Source organism: Streptococcus cristatus, assembly GCF_003943515.1.
In the GTDB taxonomy this organism is placed as follows: Bacteria; Bacillota; Bacilli; order Lactobacillales; family Streptococcaceae; genus Streptococcus; species Streptococcus cristatus_D.
This window is the reverse complement of record NZ_RJPT01000001.1, coordinates 364440-385897: the sequence shown is the minus strand read 5'-3', so window position 1 is coordinate 385897 and position 21458 is coordinate 364440. Positions and strand designations below refer to the sequence as shown.

The window sequence follows — 21458 nt, the reverse complement described above, 5'->3', positions numbered from 1 at the left end:
CACAGGCTGTACTTGGGTACGGCAAGGCGAAGCTGACGTGGTTTGAAGAGATTTTCGAAGAGTATTAATCACGGGTAAAGCCAGTTGCCCCAGTCCGTGCGATATTGCGAATGCCGTAAGGACGGATGACTCGTAAGAGCGCTTCGCTCTTTTCTGCATCGCCCGTCATCTGGATAGTGATCGAGCTTGGCGCCACATCGACTACCGTTGCCCGGAAAGGCTGGATAATGGCCAAGATTTCTGCACGCTTAGCAACTGGTGCTGATACCTTGATCAAAATAACTTCTCGCTCTAGGTGAGGATGATCTGTAATATCTCGCACCCGAATCACATCAATCTGGCGATTAAGCTGCTTGATAATCTGCTCCACTTCATTGAGGGAATTTACATCAATGATAATGGTGATCCGAGAAACATTTTCATCCTCGGTCGCACCTACAGAGATACTTTCGATATTGACCTGACGTCTGGAAAGCACACCAGTGAAGCGGTTCAGAACACCCGAACGATTTTGGAGTTTAGCTGTCAACATTCTACGCATGGAACTTCACCCCCAACATCTCATGATTGCTCTTGCCAGCTGGCACCATTGGAAGCACATGCTCCTTGCGAGAAATATCTACCTCGATAAACATCGGTATATCTTCCTTTAGGACTTCCAAATCTTGAGCAATGGTCTCGGGATTATCAAATTTATAGGATTTGACACCATAAGCCTGAGCCATTAGCTGAAAATCTGGTAAACTGTCAAAGACTGACTCGGAGGTCCGACCATCATAGAAGGCTTCCTGCCACTGACGAACCATCCCCAACGAATGATTATTGAGCATGATAACCTTGATCGGAATCTTGTAGATATTTAGGATAGCCATCTCTTGATTGGTCATCTGGTAGCCGCCATCTCCAACGAAGAGAACTACTTCCTTATCTGGATTGGCAATCTTGGCTCCAATCGCTGCTGGAACACCAAAGCCCATGGTTCCCAGACCACCAGACGTAACTAGCTGACGCTCGTTGCAATAAGGATAATACTGGGCTGTCCACATTTGGTGCTGGCCAACGTCCGTTACCACAATAGCGTCTCCCTTGGTCAACTCACCCACGCGCTCAATAACAGCCTGAGGTTGGACAACTCGTTCCTTCTTATCATAGGAGCGCACCCGCTCTTTGTCTCGTGTCACCTTTTCTATCCACTTGCTGGTATTGTTGTGCACTTGCTCTTCTTCAAGCAACATTTGCAAAGCTTTCTTGGCATCTCCTACAATAGGAATATCCACGCTGATGATTTTACCGATCTCTGCTGGATCGATATCAATGTGGGCTACCTTAGCACTTTTAGCAAAGGTCTTAGGATTACCAGTCAGACGGTCATCAAAACGACATCCAATGCTAATCATGAAGTCTGCTTCCGTCATAGCAATATTAGCCGCGAAAGAACCATGCATGCCACCCATACCTAAGAACAAAGGATGATCTGTCGCAATCGTTCCCTGACCCAACAATGAGGTCACTACTGGAATCTGATACCGCTCCGCAAAAGCAACCATCTCCGCTGCTGCTCCTGCATAGCTAATACCGCCACCAGAAAGAAGAACGGGTTTTTTAGCCTTAGAAAGCTGTTTAAGAATCTTCTTAATTTGTAATTCATTAGGCTCAATTGTTGGTTGATAGCTTGGTAGATGCAACTGAGTGTCATAGATAAAGTCCGTATCCAGAGCTGAGACATCCTTTGGCAAATCAATAACGACTGGCCCTGGACGACCTGTGGTCGCAATATGAATAGCCTCCGTAATGATTCTTGGTATGTCTGCCGTCTCCCGTACCTGATAATTGTACTTAGTGATAGGAGTAGTAATACCGACAATGTCTGCTTCTTGAAAGGCATCCTTACCAATGCCTGGTGTCGCTACCTGCCCAGTAAAAACCAAAAGGGGAACACTGTCACTCATGGCGTCCGCAATACCAGTAATGGCATTGGTCGCTCCCGGACCACTGGTGACAACGGCTACACCGATTTTACCAGTTGATTTAGCGTAGCCTTCTGCTTCATGAACACACCCCTGCTCATGGCGACCAAGAATATGGCGGATACCTTTAAAGCTATAAATAGCATCATAGAGGGGCAAGACTGCACCACCAGGATAGCCAAAAATAGTATCAACACCAAGATTTTTCAAGGTTTCCAAGACCAGCTGCGAGCCGGACTTAGGAGTTTCTAATTGGATTCTTTCCATATTTCCCCTTTCATTTATTTACAATTTTCTAAAAATTCAAAAAGCTTTCTACTATGATAACATTTTTGAAAAAAATTGCAAGTATCGCGGATGTTTTTTTTCATTCTGATTGAAAAAGATAAGAAAAGCCCGCTAAATCCGAATGTAGCGAGATAATTATCTTATATCCATCCTTGATCTTGAGCAATTCGGACAGCTTCCGTACGATTGTCTGCTGCTAGCTTGGTCAGGATGGTCGACATATAGTTGCGAATAGTTCCATTTGATAAATAGAGTTTTTCAGCAATTTCTTTATTAGAAAGCCCAGTTGCTGCTGCCTCTAAGACTAGAAGTTCCTGATGGGAGAGGGGATTTTTATGAGTCATCAGCACTTCCATAAGTTCAGGCGAGTATTCTTTTTGCCCAGCCAAGACAGTGTGGATGGTCTTCATCAGATCCGCAATGCTACGTTCCTTGAGTACATAGGCATCAACATCCGCCTTGACCGCCCGCTCAAAATAGCCTGGCCGCTTAAAAGTCGTCACAATGATGACCTTGACAGCTGGCTGATGCTCCTTCACCCATTCTAGAACATCCAGCCCTGTCTGATAGGGCATTTCTACATCCAAGATGGCCACATCGACTGGACTGGTCTTGAGTAGCTCCATAGCTTCACGACCATCTGCCACTTGAGAAACACTAGTAACATCCGGCTGCAATTGCAAGAGCTGGCTAAGGGCATCCCGCAGCATACTCTGGTCTTCTGCTAATAATATCTTCATCGCTCTTCTCCTTTAACCCTATACGGCAAGCGCACGCGAATAATAGTTGGCTTGTGATTGCTGATGACCTCCACTCTACCGTCAAGCCCCTCCAAGCGCTCTCGAACTGAATGTAGCTCTAGGCCAGTGACTCGCTTAAAGCCTCGGCCATCATCTTCAACTTCCAAGATCAAATCGCGATCCTGACTATACAAATCAATTCTGGACTTCTTGGCCTCCGCATGCTTGATAATATTGGTTGCCAACTCCAACAAAATCATACTAATGGTAAACTGCATTTCCGTAGGGATGCTGGCAACATTGAGCTGATTATGAAGCTCCAAGTCAATATCGCTCATTTCCAGCATGGTTCGGATTGTTGCTAATTCTTCATCCAGCGTCCGCGTCTTGAGATTGTCTACAATCCGTCGAACATCTGCCATAGCCTGCTTACTAATTCGTCGCACTTCCTCCATCTCTTTCTCCGCCTGCTCGTAGGCCTCCATTTGTAGGAATTGCTGGGCCAACTCTGTCTTGACACTGAGCATGGCAAAGGTATGTCCCAAACTATCATGTAAATCCCGTCCGATTCGATTGCGCTCATTTTCCGCTAAGAAAAGATTGAGCTGAGCATTCTGCTTACTTTTTTCCTCCTTGAGCTGTTCAGCAACTTGGATGCGATGCAGACCTAGCGTCAAGAAATCCGCAAAGAGAAAGGTCGTTGAGAAAAAGACCAGATAGCCAGTGCTCAATTGATGTTGCAGATACACCCCGACCAGAAGAGCTGGTTGGACAGCTAGGAAACTCCAAAAGCGCCAAGATTTAAGGGAAATATCATTGTAATGATAAACAAGAAGATTGGACAAATAAAAAATATACCAAACGAAGCCCACATTCAGCCAAATGGGAGTGTAAAAAATGTAAGCAAGCATGACCCACCAGGATAGAGCCTGGTAGAAAGGCTTTGTCTCCATGAGGATAGTGTAATAGGCCACTATTAACAATGCTGTCCAAAGCAAAGTCAAAAGCGGGTACTCACCACTGATGACACCCGCTATCGGAAAGATGATAAAGACCAGAGAAATATGAAACATATGATGTATGTTTTGGAACTTTTCCCACATATAATTATTTAACCTCAATCCGTTTTTTGAGCTGAAGGACTAAAATGCTAAAGAAAATGGTGTAGGCTAGGACGATTAGCATGGCAGAGAGATTCCAGTCATGGTGTTCCAAATAGGCAGAAACCACCTGCATGAGCTGGTAACTCGGAGTTAACTTGCCGATGGATTGTAGCCAGTCTGGAAACATAGTCAGAGGAAACCATAGCCCACCCAAGACTGCTAAAGCCATATAAACGATATTGCCAACAACAGACATGAGCTGGGCACTGGGCAGGAGACTGACCAAGACGCCCATGGCGATAAAGACCATACTGCCGACCAAAAGAATTAGGGCAATCACTAGCCAGTCCATCATGGGCACATTGACTCCACGAACGAAATGTCCGACAGAGAAGACCACGATAATGGAAAGCAGAAAGGTCAGTAAAGTACTAAAAAGCTTTGATATATAATATTCTACCATAGAAACGGGCGAATGCTGAATCAATTTTTGCCAGTTATTGGTCTTGTCCGACTGCAAGGTGCTGGGAATGCTAAAAAAGGCACTAGACATGATACTAAAAAGTGTCATAGAAAAGAGATAGGTTCGGAGCACAAGCGCCGGTACATCAGAACCTGACATCATTCCTGAAAAGATCAGATAGAAAACGCTGGGCAGCCCGATAGAAAGCAGGTAGTAAGCCGCCTGCCGCTTCATCAAAATTAACTCCATTTTCATTAAACTTGCCATATTTTTCATGATGCTGCTCCTTTACTCTTGTGTCGTCTCAAAAATACTATCCAGCAGGGTTCGATTGCGGACTTCGATTTCTTCAATCGTACAGCCATGCTGCTGCAGAATTTGCCAGACTTGACTGGCATCCTTGGTCGCAAAGGATAAGGCCTTTTGCTTGATTTCAATCTCTGTCACACCAGCTATCTTTTCCACGATTTCTTTATAGGAAAGGGGCAGGGTGAAGTGTTTTTCCTGTTCTTCCTTGCGCATGGCATAAGGCGTGGTATCGCGGATTAGCTCTCCCTTATGAAGCACCAAAATCCGATCAGCTGTATGCTCCACTTCTTCAATATAGTGGGAAGAATAGACAATAGTCACGCCTTGCTTCTTGAGCTGATCCACAATTTCCCAGAAATGCTGGCGCGTCGAAGTGTCCATAGCCGAAGTCGGTTCATCTAAGAAAAGAATCTTTGGACGGCCAATCAAGGCTAAGATAAAGGAGAAGAGACGTTTTTGACCACCAGAGAGCTTGGAAGCCAGCTGGTTCTTTTGCTTGTCAGAAAAGCCCAACAAGGCATCGATTTCCTCTTCAGACAAGCTATTGGGATAGATGGATCGAAAGAAAGAGAGGAGTTCCTTGACTTTCAAATCCCCCACCACTGTATTTTCCTGTGGCAAAATGGCAACCATCTCTTTCAAACGATTATCTGTTGGCTTTAGCCCCTGAACTAGTGCTTGACCAGAAGTCAGGAATTTATCGCCTAGGAGACAGTCCATCAGAGTTGTTTTACCAGCTCCGTTGGGGCCAATCAGAGCCACACAATCCCCTTCTTCAATGTCAAAGGAAATGTGGCGTAAAATCTCCTTCCCCCGAATGCTTTTAGATAGCTTTTTCACTTCAATCAATTTCATGATCTTCCTCCTTAATAAAATCATAGATGAGCGGCCAGATGACAAAGACAACTAGAATCACTCCCCATACTCCTATATAAAATTGCTGGGGTAGAAATTCTAACAGAAAACCCGGTATCATTTGAAAACACCATACACCCATTGCAACTCCAATAAATAAGAGGGTCAAGTACTTTTTCATTTCTACTTTCTCCTCTTGCTTAACTTAGCCACTTCCTTTAGGACATAGCTAGCCATTCCCAAGCTAGCAAAAATCTCCCAAGGAAAGCGGTAAAGACCTACTCCGCTCATTCTTGCCAACTGATAAAACATCATCCCAACAAGACTCAAGACTGCTACTTTTATCAACCATATTCTCATGTAACTACTCCCTATTTCTTCATTTCTTACTTGTATTATAAAACTTCCCGCATCTTCCGACTAGATGATTTTGTCACTAGACCATATGACAAATGTCATGGTTTCTAGACAGCAAAAAAAAGACGAGATGACTCGCCTTTATACACTCTTATTCTTCTTTCAAGCCGCCTAATTTCATACCTAAAATAAACATTGAAGGAGAGGTGTCTTTTATGTCATTAAGTCCCAAGTCTTTAAAGAAAGATAGGCTTGCTACTTTCGCTATATCCATTTTCTCAAAATCCAGATCAACTATGGCCTGTAATTTCTTATCAGCTGTTACGGAGTATTCAATCGTCACTCCTTCCATATTCTTAGCTTCCACGTAGTTTGGTTCTGATTCCATTCCTTCTCGAATGATAGCTGTCATTTCCTCTGGACTCATAGTGGCTGCAGCACCACTAGCTTCTTCTGGCAAATTACTCAACAGCTCCATTCGAAGTTTCAAGAGTTTGTCTCCTCGATAGGTCACCGTATCACGATGATGGATGCCTTTGAGGTCTCCGACCAAGGTTTTGGAGACAACAGCTGTACTTTCAGAAGAAGCGCTAGTAGAAGATTCACTTGAGCTTGAGCTAGAACTTGTTTTAGCAACTTTTGATTCAGCTGGAACTTTCGGACGATGCTTGCCAGATTTTGGAAATACGCAACCTGTCAATAACACAGAAGCAGAAATAACAAGAATAAATAACTTTTTCATAGTACACCTTTTCTTTTTCTTTTTCTTTTTATTTTTATTTTTATTTTTATTTTTTTCCAGTATACCATAATACCACTATCTTGTCTAAATCTTACATATAAAAAAATCAAAGAGGCTGGGGCAAAAGTCCTAGCCTCTCAATTGCCTTTGGATTGTCGAGCAAAGACGCAGTGGTTGAGTGGGCTCTACTACGCTGATTTCATCAACTTTTACAGTCCTACTCAACTGTGCGGAGGTGGGACGACGAAATCGAATTCTAACGAATTACCGATTTCTGTCCCACTCCCAAATAAATTATTCTACACTAAAAATATATGGATACACTGGCTGATTTCCTTGGTGGATCTCAACTTCTAGATCTTCATATTCTTCCATCAGATCTTGAGCCAAGCCATTTGCCAATTCCTCGTCACCATCTTCACCGATATAGATGGAAACAATTTCACTGTCCTCATCCAACATCTTCGCAAAAGTTGCCTTCAGAGTTGTCAACATATCTGGATTTGACACAAGGATTTTGCCATCAACCATACCCAAGTTATCATTTTCATGGATCTCGAGGCCATCAATGGTCGTATCACGAACTGCAGTCGTAATGCTACCGCTGACCACGTCGCTCAAGGTAGCTGTCATTCGCTCATGGTTCTCTTCGATAGTTTTTCCACTATCAAAGGCCAAAAGACTTGTCAAACCTTGAGGAAGCGTACGCGTTTCAATCACTGTCGTTGGTTGCTCAAGCACTTCTGCTGCAGATTGAGCCGCCATGAAGATATTTTTATTGTTTGGCAAGAAAATGATATTGCGCGCATTCACCTGGTCAACAGCCTTGATAAAGTCCTCTGTAGAAGGATTCATAGTCTGACCGCCAGAAATGATATAGTCTACGCCCTGAGCCTTGAAGATTTCAGCAAGACCTTCACCAGCTACTACTGCAATAATAGCGTACTCTTTTTCTTCAGCTGGTTTAGCAGATTTTTCTTCCTTTTCAAGCTGGGCTTCGTGCTGGTTACGCATGTTGTCCACTTTTACCTTAACTAGACTACCATACTTAAGACCTTCTTGCATGACAAGACCTGGATCCTCTGTATGGACGTGCACTTTCACGATTTCATCATCATTAACTACCAGCAAGGAATCTCCAAGCTCATTCAAATAATTACGGAATTCATCGTAGTCAAAGTCCTTGACATAGGTTGGTCCTTGCTTCAAAGCCACCATGATTTCTGTACAATAACCAAAAGTGATATCTTCTGTCGCCACATGGCCTGCTACAGACTTGTGGTGTTCAGCATTGATCATCTGGCTCATCGTAGCTGGAGTCGCTTGGAAATCTTCTGATGCGATGTATTCGCCAGTCAGGGCAGATAGGAAACCTTCATAGATAAAGACCAATCCTTGACCACCAGAGTCCACGACGCCAACTTCCTTGAGAACTGGCAACATATCTGGCGTTTTAGCAAGGGCAGTCTTTGCTCCTTCAAGAGCCGCTTTCATGACTTCGACAGCATCATTTGTTGCCTCAGCTTTCTTCTTAGCACCGATAGCTGCACCGCGGGAAACGGTCAAAATCGTTCCCTCAACTGGCTTCATAACAGCCTTATAGGCCACTTCTACACCAGATTGGAAGGCAAGGGCCAAAGCTTGTCCATCAAGCTCATCTTTGCCTTTTACGCTTTGCGAAAAACCGCGGAAGAGCTGAGACGTGATAACACCAGAGTTCCCACGCGCACCCATCAAGAGTCCCTTGGCAAAGATCGCGGCTACTTCACCAACTGTTGAAGCTGACTTATCAGCTACTTCTTTGGCACCATTTTCAATGGTCATGCCCATATTCGTTCCTGTGTCACCATCTGGAACTGGGAAAACATTTAAAGAATTGACATATTCAGCCTGTTTATTTAAACGAGTTGATGCCGCCTGCACCATTTCTTGAAATAAACTAGTAGTAATATTTGACACGATTATTCTCCTACAACTTTAATATTTTGGATATAGACATTCACTGTATGGGCAGTGATCCCAAGTTGATTTTCCAAACTAAACTTAACGCGTTCTTGGATATTTTTGGAAACTTCACTAATTTTAATGCCGTAGCTCAAAACGGTATAAACATCAACTGCAATACCACCATCCTCAGACGTTTTTACTACCACACCCTTGGCATAGTTTTCTTTACCCAAAAGAGCTTGAAAGTTATCTTTAATTGCATTTTTGCTGGCCATTCCAACCACACCAAAAATTTCGGTTGCTGCACCGCCGACGATGGTTGCAATGACATCATCAGTCAGCTCAATTTGACCATCTTTTGTATTGATTTTTACAGTCATCATTTGTACCTCAAAAGTATTTTATAGTTTATTTTACCATATTTTAGACAGGGTGTAAAAGAGGAAGGGCAGAAATAAACTGTCTGGTCTGAAAATTCAACAACAAAAAAGGGAAGGAATAAATCTTTCCAATCCCTTTCATGTATTAAACGCGTTCAACTTTACCTGACTTAAGCGCGCGAGCTGAAGCCCAAACTTTTTTAGGTTTTCCGTCGATCAAAACAGTAACTTTTTGAAGATTTGGTTTAACAGCGCGTTTTGTTTGGTTCATCGCGTGAGAGCGGTTGTTTCCAGATACAGTCTTACGACCTGTAAAGTAACATACTTTAGCCATTAGTGTGTTTCCTCCTATTAGATCTAATATTACGGATGTGCTAGCACCACATACCGTACTATATTATCAAAAAACTTAGCTTTTGGCAAGTAAATTTTCCCAAACTTTGCAATTTCTGACCAATAATCCGTTTTCTTAGATGTAGACAATCTTCAAAGCTCCAAAGGCGACATCCCCGCGCACATATAAAGTCTTGTCTTTTTCATTGACATTATGCGGATCGACCACTGTACCGAAAGCATTGTCCACATTTAGCTCTACTCGCCAGTTACTTGGGATGTAAAGCACCGCACTACCGAAAGATACTTCCACATCAAAACTAGCAGAATCACCTAAAATTCTGGCATTATCAAAATAGACGGCCGCACTGCCAAAAGCACACTCTACTTTATCATGGATAAAATTATCCGAGTTGATATAGCGAGTGCCGCTGCCAAAGGAAATCTCTCCTTCCTTTGTAGACAAGCCCTTGCCAGACAAATAACGGACACCCCAGATCCTTCTTGGCTTGAAAATCATGTTAAGGCCAATGCAGGCCAAAATACCACCCATTATCAAGGTGCCTGTGGAGATAGCCAAGAAGTGGTAGACAGAATTAGCAATTATCAGAGCAATAATCGTCATGATCAGAGCAGCCCCAAAATCTCGCTCCAAGAAATTTTCCAAGGCAAAATACGCAAACATGCCGACCAAAATCAGAGGCCAGATATTAAAATTGAACATAGGAATACCAAAGTTTCCCTGAAGCAAAATCCAGCCGGCTAAAACCAAAAAACCGACGCCTAGAATTGTTTTTTTCATAATGATTACCTCACTTCACTTAACTTTTCTTTTAGTAGTTGATAATAATGCCTTGAAACATGCACTTTCTTATGCGTTTCAGAAAACTGGACGGAACTGGTACCCGAGAAAGACTTTTCTAGAGAATAAATCGCCCTAGCATTAGCAATAGTTGACTTGGAAATTCTGCAAAAATAGCGAGGCAGCAACTCCTCCAGCTCGTAGAGTTTCAACTTGACTTCATAGGCATCATTGCGCGCATGGGCAAAGATTTTGGCTCCGTCCGTCTCGAAAAAGAGAATCTCCGCCAAGTCCACAAAATACTCACTATTTTCCTTATAAAAGAGAATGGCTGGAGCAGTCACTTCATTCAAAGCATCTTGGATCTTCTGAATCCTCTCATCAATCCGCGATACTCGAATCACCAATTCTGTATCAGCCAAACGATCGTCTAGCTCAATCCGAACCTTCATAAGCACTCCTCCCCTCTTTCTATCTTCATTATAACAATTTCTTGAAAAGAAACAAGGGACTTTCAGTAAGTGGTCAATATGGGCTGGTAAGTGGTTATTTTAAAAGATTAAAATGAAATAAAAAATCTTGAATTTTCCCAGCATAAGGCTTCAAAGAAATTAATCATTACCCATTTTTATCAACACGACAATACTGATTTACTACTATTTCTATGATCATAAGCTCTCTATCCAGCCTAACAATGGATAAACCAGGTATGAACAATTCTAACGCTCCTTCTCAAACCACACTTGGCTATTTCGCTTAGTTTTAGATAAAAACTAAAACCTATTCTCCATACTGGCTTACGTCTCATTTGACAATTTTTTCCGTTTTGATATAATGGACGCTAAGGAGGTATCGTATGTCAAAACAAAAAATTAATCGTTTTGTCGGATCTATTGGAGCTTTTATTGGAATTCTTGTATTCGTCGCTTATATTCCACAAATTATCGCAAACTTACAAGGATCCAAAGCTCAACCTTTCCAACCACTATTCGCAGCAGTTTCTTGCCTGATTTGGGTTATCTACGGTTGGACAAAAGAACCTAAAAAAGACTGGATCCTCATTATTCCCAATGCTGCGGGAGTGATATTAGGTGGCCTAACTTTTCTTACTTCTTTATAAGAATTATATAAACAAAACCAGCAACCCCATAAAAAAGGTGCTGGTTTTCTTTCTGCCGATTGCAGGGTTCGAACCTGTGACCTACGCGTTACGAGTGCGTTGCTCTACCAACTGAGCTAAATCGGCCTCTACCTGTCTCTTATTCTAGCACTCTGAATGATTTTGTCAAGTTCTATTGGTAGTTTGGGAACTCGAATGAAGTGCAATATTCTACTTAGGAAGATACAGCTTCCATATTTCAAACAAGTTCTAGAAAACTTTATTTTTTCTATATAAAGCTATTGATGTAGCTGATTAATTGTTTTATAATAGCTTGAATTCAAAAAAAGTGAGGGATCTTATGAAATTCTATTCATATGACTATGTACTGAGTCAGATTAGCCAGCAGAATTGGGTGATGGTGATTGTATCCGCCTGCTTGGTTTTGGTGACGGGATTTTTCGCCTTTAAGGCCTATAAAGATAGACGAGGAAGTAAGTTCCGTGAATTGTCCATTATTTCTATTTTGACCCTAGTAGCCACTGTTTTGATTAGCATTACGAATTTCCAAAGTAATCAATCAAATGACAATCAATTCCGTAGCTCCTTGCATTTTATTGAGGTTGTCTCAAAAGAATTAGGCGTTGAAAAGGAAGAAGTCTACGTCAATACTTCAGCTACTACAGATGGCGCAATCATCAAGGTTGGCAAACAATTCTACCGTGCTATTAGCGGAACCGACCAAGATAGCTATTTATTAGAAAAAATGGAACTGTACAAATCAGACGTTGAACTCGTGGAGGTTGAAAAATAATGAGCTTTTTTATTACAATTGCGATTAAGTTAGCTTTGGGACTTGTTTCCCTCGTTTTTGTCATCAATGTGACAGGTAAAGGGAATTTAGCACCAAGCTCTGCAACAGACCAAGTACAAAACTTTGTTCTCGGTGGCATTATCGGCGGGGTCATCTACAACAGCTCCATTACTATCCTTCAATATGCAGTCATCCTAATCATCTGGACCATTCTGATTTTGCTCTTAAAATGGCTGAACACCAATGTTTCCTATATCAAACATCTGATTGACGGGAAGCCAACCATTATCATCAAAAACGGGAAATTAGACCCTGAAGCCTGCCGTTCAAAAGGGCTATCTGCATCAGACGTCGCTTTGAAATTACGCTCCCAAGGAGTCTTCCAATTAAAAGAAGTCAAAAGAGCCGTCATTGAGCAAAATGGCCAATTGATTATCGTAAGAATTGGTGATGAAAATCCGAAATATCCGATTATTACGGATGGAGTTGTCCAACTTGAAATCTTAGAAACTATCGGCAAGTCAGAAGAGTGGTTGATGACCGAATTACAAAAAGAAGGCTTTGAAAATGTCTCCGATATCTTCATTGCAGAATATGACAAGGGCGAAATTAATGTTGTGACTTATTAAAAATGTTTTGTCATTTCGTAGCAGTTATTTGCTTTTTATTACCAAAGAGTCTATACTATATCTATTATCTCGCTTGAATGAGTATCAAACCGCATCCAACTTAGATAATACACTAAATAAACGGAGGAAATTTCCATGTCAATCGAAGAAAAATTCAACCAAGCTAAAGGTTCTCTCAAAGAAGGCTTCGGTAAACTTACTGGCGATACAAAAACTCAAGCAGAAGGAACTGCTGAAAAAGTAGCTTCTAAAGTGAAAGAAGTCGCTGAAGACGCAAAAGGCGCTGTTGAAGGTGCTATCGCAGGCGTTAAAAACATTATCAAAAAAGACGAAGAATAATCAGCGTCTCTCGTTCTTATAGAAAAAAACACTCTTATCCTATGCTTTTAGCAGAACTAGGGATGAGGGTGTTTTTCTATATTGCTAAGGCATTGAATTTTCAGAATAGAACAAAAGCATCTCATGAATGTCAAATTGAGACTTTTTCTACGATTCTTTTATAAACCGAGACACACTGGTGCTACTCTTGCTAAACAAGCAGGCGTTTCTCTTGAAGCCATTTCAGAAGCACTTACTCATAGTAATAAAGAAGTTACAAAAACTTATGTAAATACAAAAGATATAGTGAATCGAACTGTAGGTGATATTGCATTTCGTGGCTTGAAAAAGTAATGGTGGAAAAATGGTGGAAATTTTGGTGGAAATAATCTATTTTGGCATCAAAAAAGACATCCAAGAGAGTTCTCTTGAATGTCTGTAAACGTTGATATAATCGTGTTGATTAACGTTTTGAGGCAACTAACTCTGTCAGTTTGCAGCCACATTTGTAAGCGACTAAAGTCGTAACAACTGTGTCAATTGCACCAATTTAGTATGGAAATATAAAAAAGAACACCAAGAAAGGTGCTCTTTGTAAGTATAATAATTCTTTCGAATTAACGTTTACTAAATTGTGAAGCTTTACGTGCTTTCTTAAGACCTGGTTGGAAAGATTTTTCTTTGAATAAATTTCAAAAGCTTGTAATATCAATGTTTCCACAAGTTTTCAAAACTCAAAATTTCATCCAATTCCAACTAATTTCATCTGAATGGTGTGAACTTTATCCTAAAAATACACGAATTGAGCTGATAAATACTAAAAGTTCACACCATTAGTTAAATTATTTTTTGTCACATACATTTTTTTAGATGATAGACCTCCTAATTTATTTCTTATAGCATTTGAGCAAACCTCCGTTATCAGAAAACAACCAGAAAGAAGAACAAACAAGAAAAACACGGCGTAAAAACCGATTCAGTTCATTGTCCTCAATCCTTGTCTGCTTCATTTTCTTTTACGAGATCGTTTTGTGAATCTTTTTCAGAGAGTTTTTGATCAATATACTTGTCAATGTTTTCATAAAATTCCTTGGTCGCTTCACTATCTAATGTTGGCGAGTTCTGAACTTGATTCACTTTCAATTGAACAGATTGAATACCGTAAGAGGCTTGTTTTTGGTGGAGTGTTTCTAATTCTTCTTCTGAAATCGGATCTCCAACAACCGTCAAGACCAATTCATTGTTACTTGACTTGTAGACTTGATTAATAACCGTATAATTGGCGAACTCTTTTCCTACAAACTGTTTGATCCCTTCTTTGCGCGCTTGTTCTATTGTCAGAGTAACTGCCGAATAGCTAGCTGGAAGAATCAACAATACAATCAAAGATATCAAGCCAATTCTCATTTTAATGCTCAGCTCTTTAAATGAAGTTAAAGGAGATTTTCTCATCAAAATTCTTGTTCCAACAATGTTGGCTAGCATGATAAAGACACAGTTGATCAAGAAAAGATAGAGAGCCCCCAATAAAAATCGTACATTCCCATTAGCTAAACCATAGCCAGCAGTACAGATAGGCGGCATCAGAGCTGTAGCAATGGCTACTCCTGGCACGATATTGTTTGCTTCTTTTTTCCTTGAACCGATCACACCAGCAATCCCACCAGCAATAGCAATGAGGACATCCCAAATGGTTGGAGAGGTTCGTGCAATCAACTCGCTACTTGCATAAGACAAGGGAGAAATCCAGAAATACAGAGTCGAGACAAGCAAACTGACCAACACTTGAGTCAATAAAACCTCTAGAGATTGCTTGATTAAACGCGTATCAAAAATAGCTAAACCGAATCCCAGTCCAACAATCGGTGTCATGAGAGGTGAAATCAACATGGCTCCTATAATGACAGCTGTTGAATTCATATTTAGTCCGATAGAGGCAATAAAAATTGCACACATCAAAATCGCTGTATCTCTCAATCGAACATGAAGGTCATCGTATAATTTCTCACGGTATTCCCGTGTTGAATAATTGGCAGTCATTTGTCCTCTCCTCTTTCCTTATTTAAATTGGTATAATAATTAAAAATAACAGCTGATAAACAGCCAAAAAATATGAGCCCATAAATCGTCAAGAAGACACTGGTAATCCTTCCAATCAAGGTCACAGCTAGGAGATCCCCGTAGCCGACAGTCGTCGAAGTCACAAAAGCATACCAAAGACCGTCTCCGTAATTTGTGATAGCAGGTTCAACTAGGAAAAGCACGCCTCCTGACCCAAAAACAAAGGTCACAAAACTCAGAGCAAACCGAGTAAAACCCGTAACCTGCATAATATGCCATAACATTTTTAAACGTTTCATTTGTTCTCCTTATTCATACTAGCTCCTGACCGAGCCGTTTTTTTCCAATAATCAAAGTGAAGATAGGACATGATCTCCATCAGAGAAAGATAGACAAACTGATAGATCTGATTTAAGCTGATTATCAACTGATATTGTTTGAAAAATGACTGGAAGAAAGACCAGATATGACTGTCTTGAATCAGTCCCTTCTTAATATCAGACAGGATATTAGCTAAAGCTCCCAAGGACTGAAACGGTAAATCCTTGACATTTATATAGATCCGGTCCACCACATCATTCAGACTGGTATCTTGGATGGCATGAAATTCTCCAAAGAGAACTCCTGCCGCTCCAAGAGTAGAAACAAATTCCACCAAATAATTTCTGAGGAAATTTTCTCAACCTTTTCCCATAATGTGTTTAGTGCCATCCATAACGATCCCAACCAGAAAAAGGAAAGAAAACAAGCAAAGAAATTTTGCCGTAAATCCCAAAAAGCTTCAAGACTTGGTGTTGTTGGTTTTTCTAACTCTAAAACCAAGATGGTCATAATAATTGCTAGAACAGCATCTGTCAATACAATTAATCTGTCTTTCTTCATCGGATTGCATCCCCTTTCTTTTTTGTAACATTCTATCTTATCGCATAATATTGGATATTCTTTCATAATCCGACTACAAACAAAAATAAACCAAAAAGTATGTCCCTATTATACTATATTTAACTCTAGAAGTATTCATCCATCTAATTAATAAATATATCATATTTCACAATAAGTGAATACTATCAAAGATTCATCCCCTTTCACTTCATCATGTAGTGTTGCTTAGATTTATCAAAAACAACCAAATTTGTATTAATTTCAAGTATCACCTAGTTACAAAAATTTGGGGTGAACAGAAAAAGCATCCCGTATTTTTGATACGAAATGCTTTCAATAAGTTTAAATAAGTTTTAACGTTTACTAAATTGTGATGCTTTACGAGCTTTTTTCAAGCCTGGTTTGGAAAGTATGGGTTTCAGTTGGACTAAAAACAGCGTATTATCAAGGCTTTTCAGAACGATATCTACTGATTAATTTCATAAAATATGAATCAATAGATTATAAATAGGGGAATAGTTTAGGTCTGTAAGCATTAAAATAATACACCTAACTTTGATCACCATTTTTTTAGTTATTCACTCTTTTTTCAGATAGTGTTTTTAAAGTTATGATATAAAATGCCGCAATTAAAACACTATACATCATAATCGGAGGATAGACAATTAAGGATAGAATCAATCCCACTCCTTTAATTATTAGGTCAGGTATCAATAACTTTCTATATTGTGCGGTAGCTTCAAGTAATTCTTTCTGATCTATATTGGGTTTATCAATTACTTTATGTAAAAACCAGTTTGCTACCGTTGAAACAACAACGATTATAATCTCCCTATAATCATGGAAAAGTAGTAAAAATAGTTGTTATCCTAGTTGATTAAAAAAATCTCTGATTTCCTCATCCTTTATAAAATAATATATAATTTTCCCCTCTCTTCTAGTGTCCAAGATGTTTTGATTGGCTAGTTTACGAAGATGGTGGGAGGCAGATGCCATACTGAGATTTAATAAACAGGCTATATCGCAGACACAGAGTTCTTCGACGGCAAGGAGATAAAAGATGATATTTATCTGTTTATTATCGGTAAATTTTGATAAAATGCGAAGTGATTTTTGGACTTCTTCCTTTTCAAGGTAGTTCGTTGCGGTTGTAACATTTTGTTGATTAATAACATCCACTTGACAGATACTATCTTTTTTCATAATTTTTTCTCCTAGCCCAACACAGCCCATAGCATGTCAAAGCTGTTGTTTTCAATCAGGATATACATCCCCAATCCTAAATAGACAACGGCAATAAACCATCTGCTATATTTTTCCAAAGTTTCTCCAACAGAAGGGACTTGTACCAATTTTTGGGCAGAAAAAATCAAGAGATAAATCATGACTAGAAAAGTAAGTAAAGTCACTATCAAATTCGCTAAATTTAAGGTGGTAAAATATGGGACAAAGACACCAATATTGTCAGCGCCACAACTTGCAAAAGTAATCATAGCGACTAGAAAAATCAGGTTTTTATTGTCTTTTCGCAAACCATCTTTTGCAATAGCTTCTCCATCAGAATCTCCTAAAAGCAAAACTTTGAGGCCTAGGAAAATTGGAATCAAACCGAGTAAACCTAAAATCTCTTTACTAGGAATATAATTTAAGACAAATGCAAAAAGCAAACTTAGCAATATTAGACTAACAGAGCCTAGAAATTGTCCTAAATAGATGTTAATGATGTCCCTTCTGCTTTTTCTTTTGGCAAAAAATAACATTAGAATAATAAGTAAGTCTACGGCTGTCCCAGAATACAGGATTATTGAAGTAACAATATTTTGAATCATAAAATACCTCATTCAAATATATTTTTGAATGTATTCTAACATTAAACTTTGTAGATGTCAACTTAAAATCCACCAATTAATAATTGCATGTCAATATTTGTATTGTGAAACTAGTTTCAGAAATATATAGTCTTAAAGTATGTCCACTGCCAATGGTTTTTTCAATATTTAAGAGGAGATTTATAATGGTTCATTTCTATAAATTTATAAACGAGTTATATATTTTGTTTAACCAATTATTAACTATTTTTATCAATAATCTCTTCATTAATTTGTACTTTTTAATTTTGATTTATTTTTCGTGCATATTTTATATGAATTTAATTCTAATACATTTTAAATAAAAAATACGCAATTTTAATTGGCACTGACCCCCGTAAATGAGAATTAAATAAAAACACCTCCAAGTTGGATTTGGTACAATATAATCAAATGCTCATGGAGGTGGCTTTTTATGGTTAAAAAACGTGTGGAGACGGTGGTATTATTGTCAAGAAAATAGAATAACAAGCTATAAAACTGTCGAAATAGGTGGCTTTTAGGATTTTAACAGAAATCAGTTCTATAATAAAAAAAAAAATCGTGTTGGTAGAAAAATCGTCTACTTCTACCAACACGATTTTACAAAGAGCCATTACTTACATCTCTTTTTCTCCTGTAAAACTATTGTATCTTGATACTTTAAGGAGTTTCAATCATTCGATCTGTTAACCGTTATTTTTGGGATCTAAACGTAATAACATAGCATTAATGGCGACGATGACTGTTGACACAGACATTAGGATTGCTCCTAATGCAGGGCTTAATGTGATACCAATAGGAGCCAAAATTCCTGCAGCTAGAGGGATAGCTATAAAGTTATAACCAGCTCCCCAAAATAGGTTTTGTTTCATTTTACGAGTTGTTTTGTGTGCTAATTCAATGAATGATTCAATATCTCCTGGATCGGATTGAGTCAATATGACATCAGCTGAATCCAATGCAACTTGAGTTCCAGCACCTATAGCTATACCAACATCTGCTAAGGCAAGAGAAGGAGCATCATTTACACCATCACCTACCATGATAACTTTCTTTCCTTCATCTTTAAGTGTTTTAACTAACTCATATTTGTCTTGTGGAGATTGATTTGATCTATATTCAATCCCTAAATCTACTGCCGCGCCTTGAGCCGCTTTTTCATTATCACCTGTTGCCATAATTGGTTGAATATTGTTCTTTTTAAGAGCTTTAATTAACTCTTTACTCGTTGGTTTTAATTCGTCCCCTAAAGCTACAGCACCAATGGCATCATCGTTTTCTACTAAGACACTAAGAGTTGCTCCTTTTGGAGTATCCATATCAAGATTACGTCCATAGGCTTTTTGACTGATTAATTGGTAACGGTGCCCACCTGCTTTACCCTCTACTCCAGAACCCGAAATCACATCAATCGAATCAAAAGATGCTGGACGTATATTTTGCTGCTCGGCGAAACTTATAATTGATTGAGCAATTGGGTGGCTAGATCCTCCTTCAATACCTGCCAATAAGGCAATGATTTCCTCTTTTGTATATTTGTCATTAAGAAGTTTTACATCTAATACTTTAAATTCACCAGTTGTTAAAGTACCCGTTTTATCTAAAATCATCACATCTGCATCTTGAGCTATTTCTAAGGCTTGGCGGTCTTTTACTAGTAAGCCACGGCTAGCTCCTAAGCTTGTGCTACGGGCGGTTACCAATGGAATAGCCAGACCCAATGCGTGCGGACAAGCAATAACTAATGTAGTAATAGTAAATATAACTGCCGTTGGGATATCTCCAATAATCATCCACACTACAAAAGCAATTAGCGCGACAATAACAGCAATATAGAAGAGCCACCCTGCAACCTTTTGCGCAATACTTTCTGCCCTGGAAGGCTGACTTTGAGCTTGGCTAATTAAAGTCTGTACTTGAGAGATAAAGGATTGATCACCTGTCTCAAGCACTTTAATATAAAGTGCCCCTTCTCCATTTGTTGAGCCCCCGATTACTTCATCGCCAGGGCCTTTTTTAACTGCTTTTGATTCTCCAGTCAAAAGAGCTTCATTTAAACGTGATTCGCCACGCTCGATAATCCCGTCTGCTGGCACATTTTCTCCGGCTTGAACACGAATTAAATCACCTACCTTTAAGTCAGCAACTGGTCGTGTTTCAATTGAATCGTCTTCTAATACAACGTGAGCATCTTTCGGCACTAACTTAGCCAATTCTGCTTGTGCGTCTCCTGCTTCTCCAATAGCTTTCATCTCAATCCAGTGACCTAATAGCATGATTAATAGTAATGAAGCAAATTCAAAGAAAAAGTCCATCACGTGTTCACCCGTTACGTAGGTAATGATCACAGCATAAATACTGTATAAATATGAAACACTTAAACCTAAAGAAACGAGTGCCATCATTCCAGGTTTTTTTTGTTTAAATTCGTCAACTGCACCTTGATAGAATGGACGTCCACCATAAATAATTAATATAGTAGATAAAATAGCTACTACAATATCAGAATATGGAAAAGTAAACTGGAATGGTAGTTCAAATCCATGCAAAGGGACTAAGAGCATAATAATGATTCCTAGTGGCAATGACTTTAAGAAAAGTTCCTTAAAGCTTCCGTGATGATGGTGGGCATGCCCACTGTGTCCGCTGTGATTATGCCTACTGTGCCCGCTGTGATCATGTCCACTGTGCCCGCAGTGATCATGCCCAGCATGATGTACTTGATGTTGATCCTTACGGTATCCATGTTCATCTGTGATTCCATGCTCGTGTTTTAACTTATCCATGTCGTCATAATCATGGTGATTATGGGACGAATATTTGTTGTCATTATTCATTTTAAATTCCTCCTTATGCTTAATGATGATGCAAATGACATTCGCATTGTTCTTCTGGACAATTGCAATCCACTTCTTCTACTGCGAAAGATTTTTTCATCTCTAATATTTTTTCTAGTCGATCTATATCATCGAAGCTTAAAACATGATCTTCAATGATGCTTCCTATTACATTTCCGACTTTCTTATTGCAAATCCGTTTAAAAATATCTTCTGCATAATTCCTTACGGCTTCTTTCTCTTCAATATTGGCAGTGTAAATAAACTTTCTACCTTCTTGCTCTGTATTTAGTACGCCTTTTCCAACTAATCGACCTAAGATCGTTTTGATAGTGGATTGTGTCCAGTCCATTTTTTCTTGCAATACGGAAATGACTTTTTTACTAGTTACTCGATCATTTGCCCAAACTACACGCATGACTTCCCATTCTGCATCTGTGATATAAGTATTAAATTCTATTGTGCTCATTCTCCTTCTCCCCTAGTTGTCTACAGATGTAAACAAACTTGTTTAAAATAAGTTTACCATTGTAAACGAATTATGTCAAGTCTTTTTATTAAATTCTCACTTTTTGGGGTCAGTCCCTTAAAACATGCTATTTTTATCATTGATAAATATTAATAGCTAACTTTCCGAAAAACAACTATTTTTTATACAAAAAAGACATCCAAGAGAAAATTC

The 21458-nt window shown here is 39.4% G+C and carries 27 protein-coding genes and 1 tRNA gene; 5 read left to right on the top strand and 23 right to left on the bottom strand.

What is annotated here, in order from left to right:
- Positions 1–64 precede the first annotated feature (64 nt).
- From ilvN to D8791_RS01970, 14 genes are all read right to left on the bottom strand, one after another.
- Positions 65–541, bottom strand: a complete 477-nt coding sequence (gene ilvN / locus D8791_RS02035) for an acetolactate synthase small subunit (protein ID WP_005591757.1) — start codon at positions 539–541, stop codon at positions 65–67.
- A complete protein-coding gene (locus D8791_RS02030; protein ID WP_125446078.1) occupies positions 534–2234 on the bottom strand; it encodes an acetolactate synthase large subunit in 1701 nt (566 codons plus the stop codon). The genes ilvN and D8791_RS02030 overlap by 8 nt, the downstream gene beginning before the upstream one ends.
- A 161-nt stretch (positions 2235–2395) precedes the next feature.
- Complete coding sequence (locus D8791_RS02025) at positions 2396–2995, bottom strand: response regulator transcription factor (protein WP_125446077.1); 600 nt, start codon at positions 2993–2995, stop codon at positions 2396–2398.
- Positions 2992–4098: a sensor histidine kinase gene (locus D8791_RS02020; protein WP_125446076.1), complete on the bottom strand. Its 1107-nt coding sequence runs from the start codon at positions 4096–4098 to the stop codon at positions 2992–2994. The genes D8791_RS02025 and D8791_RS02020 overlap by 4 nt, the downstream gene beginning before the upstream one ends.
- Positions 4099–4102: 4 nt before the next feature.
- Positions 4103–4837, bottom strand: coding sequence for an ABC transporter permease (locus tag D8791_RS02015; protein WP_125446075.1), 735 nt, complete (start codon positions 4835–4837; stop codon positions 4103–4105).
- Positions 4838–4849: 12 nt separating this feature from the next.
- Positions 4850–5725: an ABC transporter ATP-binding protein gene (locus D8791_RS02010; protein ID WP_125446074.1), complete on the bottom strand. Its 876-nt coding sequence runs from the start codon at positions 5723–5725 to the stop codon at positions 4850–4852.
- Positions 5712–5906 carry a hypothetical protein gene (locus D8791_RS02005; protein WP_125446073.1) on the bottom strand — a complete coding sequence of 65 codons (195 nt, stop codon included), beginning with the start codon at positions 5904–5906 and terminating at the stop codon, positions 5712–5714. The genes D8791_RS02010 and D8791_RS02005 overlap by 14 nt, the downstream gene beginning before the upstream one ends.
- Before the next feature lie 2 nt (positions 5907–5908).
- Positions 5909–6085, bottom strand: a complete 177-nt coding sequence (locus D8791_RS10285) for a hypothetical protein (protein WP_185760530.1) — start codon at positions 6083–6085, stop codon at positions 5909–5911.
- Positions 6086–6233: 148 nt separating this feature from the next.
- A complete protein-coding gene (locus D8791_RS02000; RefSeq protein ID WP_125446072.1) occupies positions 6234–6824 on the bottom strand; it encodes an SP0191 family lipoprotein in 591 nt (196 codons plus the stop codon).
- 294 nt (positions 6825–7118) lie between these two features.
- Positions 7119–8783 (bottom strand): fatty acid kinase ATP-binding subunit FakA, encoded by a 1665-nt coding sequence (gene fakA, locus D8791_RS01990; RefSeq protein WP_125446071.1) that lies wholly within the window; start codon positions 8781–8783, stop codon positions 7119–7121.
- 2 nt (positions 8784–8785) lie between these two features.
- Entirely contained in the window at positions 8786–9151 is a 366-nt protein-coding gene (locus D8791_RS01985) for an Asp23/Gls24 family envelope stress response protein (RefSeq protein ID WP_005591747.1), read from the bottom strand.
- A 145-nt stretch (positions 9152–9296) separates the two neighbouring features.
- Positions 9297–9485, bottom strand: coding sequence for a 50S ribosomal protein L28 (rpmB, locus tag D8791_RS01980; protein ID WP_001140948.1), 189 nt, complete (start codon positions 9483–9485; stop codon positions 9297–9299).
- A 135-nt stretch (positions 9486–9620) separates the two neighbouring features.
- Positions 9621–10286, bottom strand: a complete 666-nt coding sequence (locus tag D8791_RS01975; RefSeq protein WP_125446070.1) for a LiaF transmembrane domain-containing protein — start codon at positions 10284–10286, stop codon at positions 9621–9623.
- Between the two features lie 5 nt (positions 10287–10291).
- Positions 10292–10738, bottom strand: coding sequence for a LytTR family DNA-binding domain-containing protein (locus D8791_RS01970; protein WP_125446069.1), 447 nt, complete (start codon positions 10736–10738; stop codon positions 10292–10294).
- A gap of 404 nt (positions 10739–11142) precedes the next feature.
- Here D8791_RS01970 and D8791_RS01965 point away from each other — a divergent pair, with 404 nt between their 5' ends.
- Positions 11143–11406: a SemiSWEET family transporter gene (locus D8791_RS01965; protein WP_005591744.1), complete on the top strand. Its 264-nt coding sequence runs from the start codon at positions 11143–11145 to the stop codon at positions 11404–11406.
- Between the two features lie 53 nt (positions 11407–11459).
- Here the strand turns inward: D8791_RS01965 and D8791_RS01960 are convergent.
- A tRNA-Thr gene (locus D8791_RS01960) sits at positions 11460–11532 on the bottom strand.
- A 214-nt stretch (positions 11533–11746) separates the two neighbouring features.
- Here D8791_RS01960 and D8791_RS01955 point away from each other — a divergent pair.
- The 4 genes from D8791_RS01955 (at position 11747) to D8791_RS01940 (ending at position 13500) form a co-directional block, all read left to right on the top strand.
- Positions 11747–12199, top strand: a complete 453-nt coding sequence (locus D8791_RS01955; RefSeq protein WP_125371117.1) for a DUF3290 family protein — start codon at positions 11747–11749, stop codon at positions 12197–12199.
- Positions 12199–12828, top strand: a complete 630-nt coding sequence (locus D8791_RS01950) for a DUF421 domain-containing protein (protein WP_005591742.1) — start codon at positions 12199–12201, stop codon at positions 12826–12828. Before D8791_RS01955 ends, D8791_RS01950 begins: the two co-directional genes overlap by 1 nt.
- A 135-nt stretch (positions 12829–12963) precedes the next feature.
- On the top strand, positions 12964–13167 hold the full coding sequence (locus D8791_RS01945; protein WP_045500673.1) for a CsbD family protein: 204 nt from the start codon (positions 12964–12966) through the stop codon (positions 13165–13167).
- 123 nt (positions 13168–13290) lie between these two features.
- Positions 13291–13500, top strand: coding sequence for a site-specific integrase (locus D8791_RS01940; protein ID WP_125446068.1), 210 nt, complete (start codon positions 13291–13293; stop codon positions 13498–13500).
- A gap of 636 nt (positions 13501–14136) precedes the next feature.
- Here the strand turns inward: D8791_RS01940 and D8791_RS01935 are convergent.
- From D8791_RS01935 to D8791_RS01890, 8 genes are all read right to left on the bottom strand, one after another.
- Positions 14137–15186, bottom strand: coding sequence for a DUF389 domain-containing protein (locus tag D8791_RS01935; RefSeq protein ID WP_000126416.1), 1050 nt, complete (start codon positions 15184–15186; stop codon positions 14137–14139).
- The gene (locus D8791_RS01930; protein ID WP_000825751.1) at positions 15183–15506 is read right to left on the bottom strand and encodes a potassium channel family protein; all 324 of its coding nucleotides are present in this window, start codon (positions 15504–15506) and stop codon (positions 15183–15185) included. The genes D8791_RS01935 and D8791_RS01930 overlap by 4 nt, the downstream gene beginning before the upstream one ends.
- Positions 15503–15862: a hypothetical protein gene (locus D8791_RS01925; protein ID WP_000397555.1), complete on the bottom strand. Its 360-nt coding sequence runs from the start codon at positions 15860–15862 to the stop codon at positions 15503–15505. Before D8791_RS01925 ends, D8791_RS01930 begins: the two co-directional genes overlap by 4 nt.
- Entirely contained in the window at positions 15787–16089 is a 303-nt protein-coding gene (locus D8791_RS01920; RefSeq protein ID WP_006151097.1) for a TMEM175 family protein, read from the bottom strand. Before D8791_RS01920 ends, D8791_RS01925 begins: the two co-directional genes overlap by 76 nt.
- A gap of 864 nt (positions 16090–16953) precedes the next feature.
- Positions 16954–17292, bottom strand: a complete 339-nt coding sequence (cadX, locus tag D8791_RS01905) for a Cd(II)/Zn(II)-sensing metalloregulatory transcriptional regulator CadX (RefSeq protein ID WP_005592288.1) — start codon at positions 17290–17292, stop codon at positions 16954–16956.
- A gap of 11 nt (positions 17293–17303) precedes the next feature.
- Positions 17304–17918 carry a CadD family cadmium resistance transporter gene (locus D8791_RS01900; protein WP_061910621.1) on the bottom strand — a complete coding sequence of 205 codons (615 nt, stop codon included), beginning with the start codon at positions 17916–17918 and terminating at the stop codon, positions 17304–17306.
- A 707-nt stretch (positions 17919–18625) separates the two neighbouring features.
- Positions 18626–20776, bottom strand: coding sequence for a heavy metal translocating P-type ATPase (locus tag D8791_RS01895; protein ID WP_125446067.1), 2151 nt, complete (start codon positions 20774–20776; stop codon positions 18626–18628).
- 19 nt (positions 20777–20795) lie between these two features.
- The gene (locus D8791_RS01890) at positions 20796–21245 is read right to left on the bottom strand and encodes a CopY/TcrY family copper transport repressor (RefSeq protein WP_045593559.1); all 450 of its coding nucleotides are present in this window, start codon (positions 21243–21245) and stop codon (positions 20796–20798) included.
- Positions 21246–21458 lie beyond the last annotated feature (213 nt).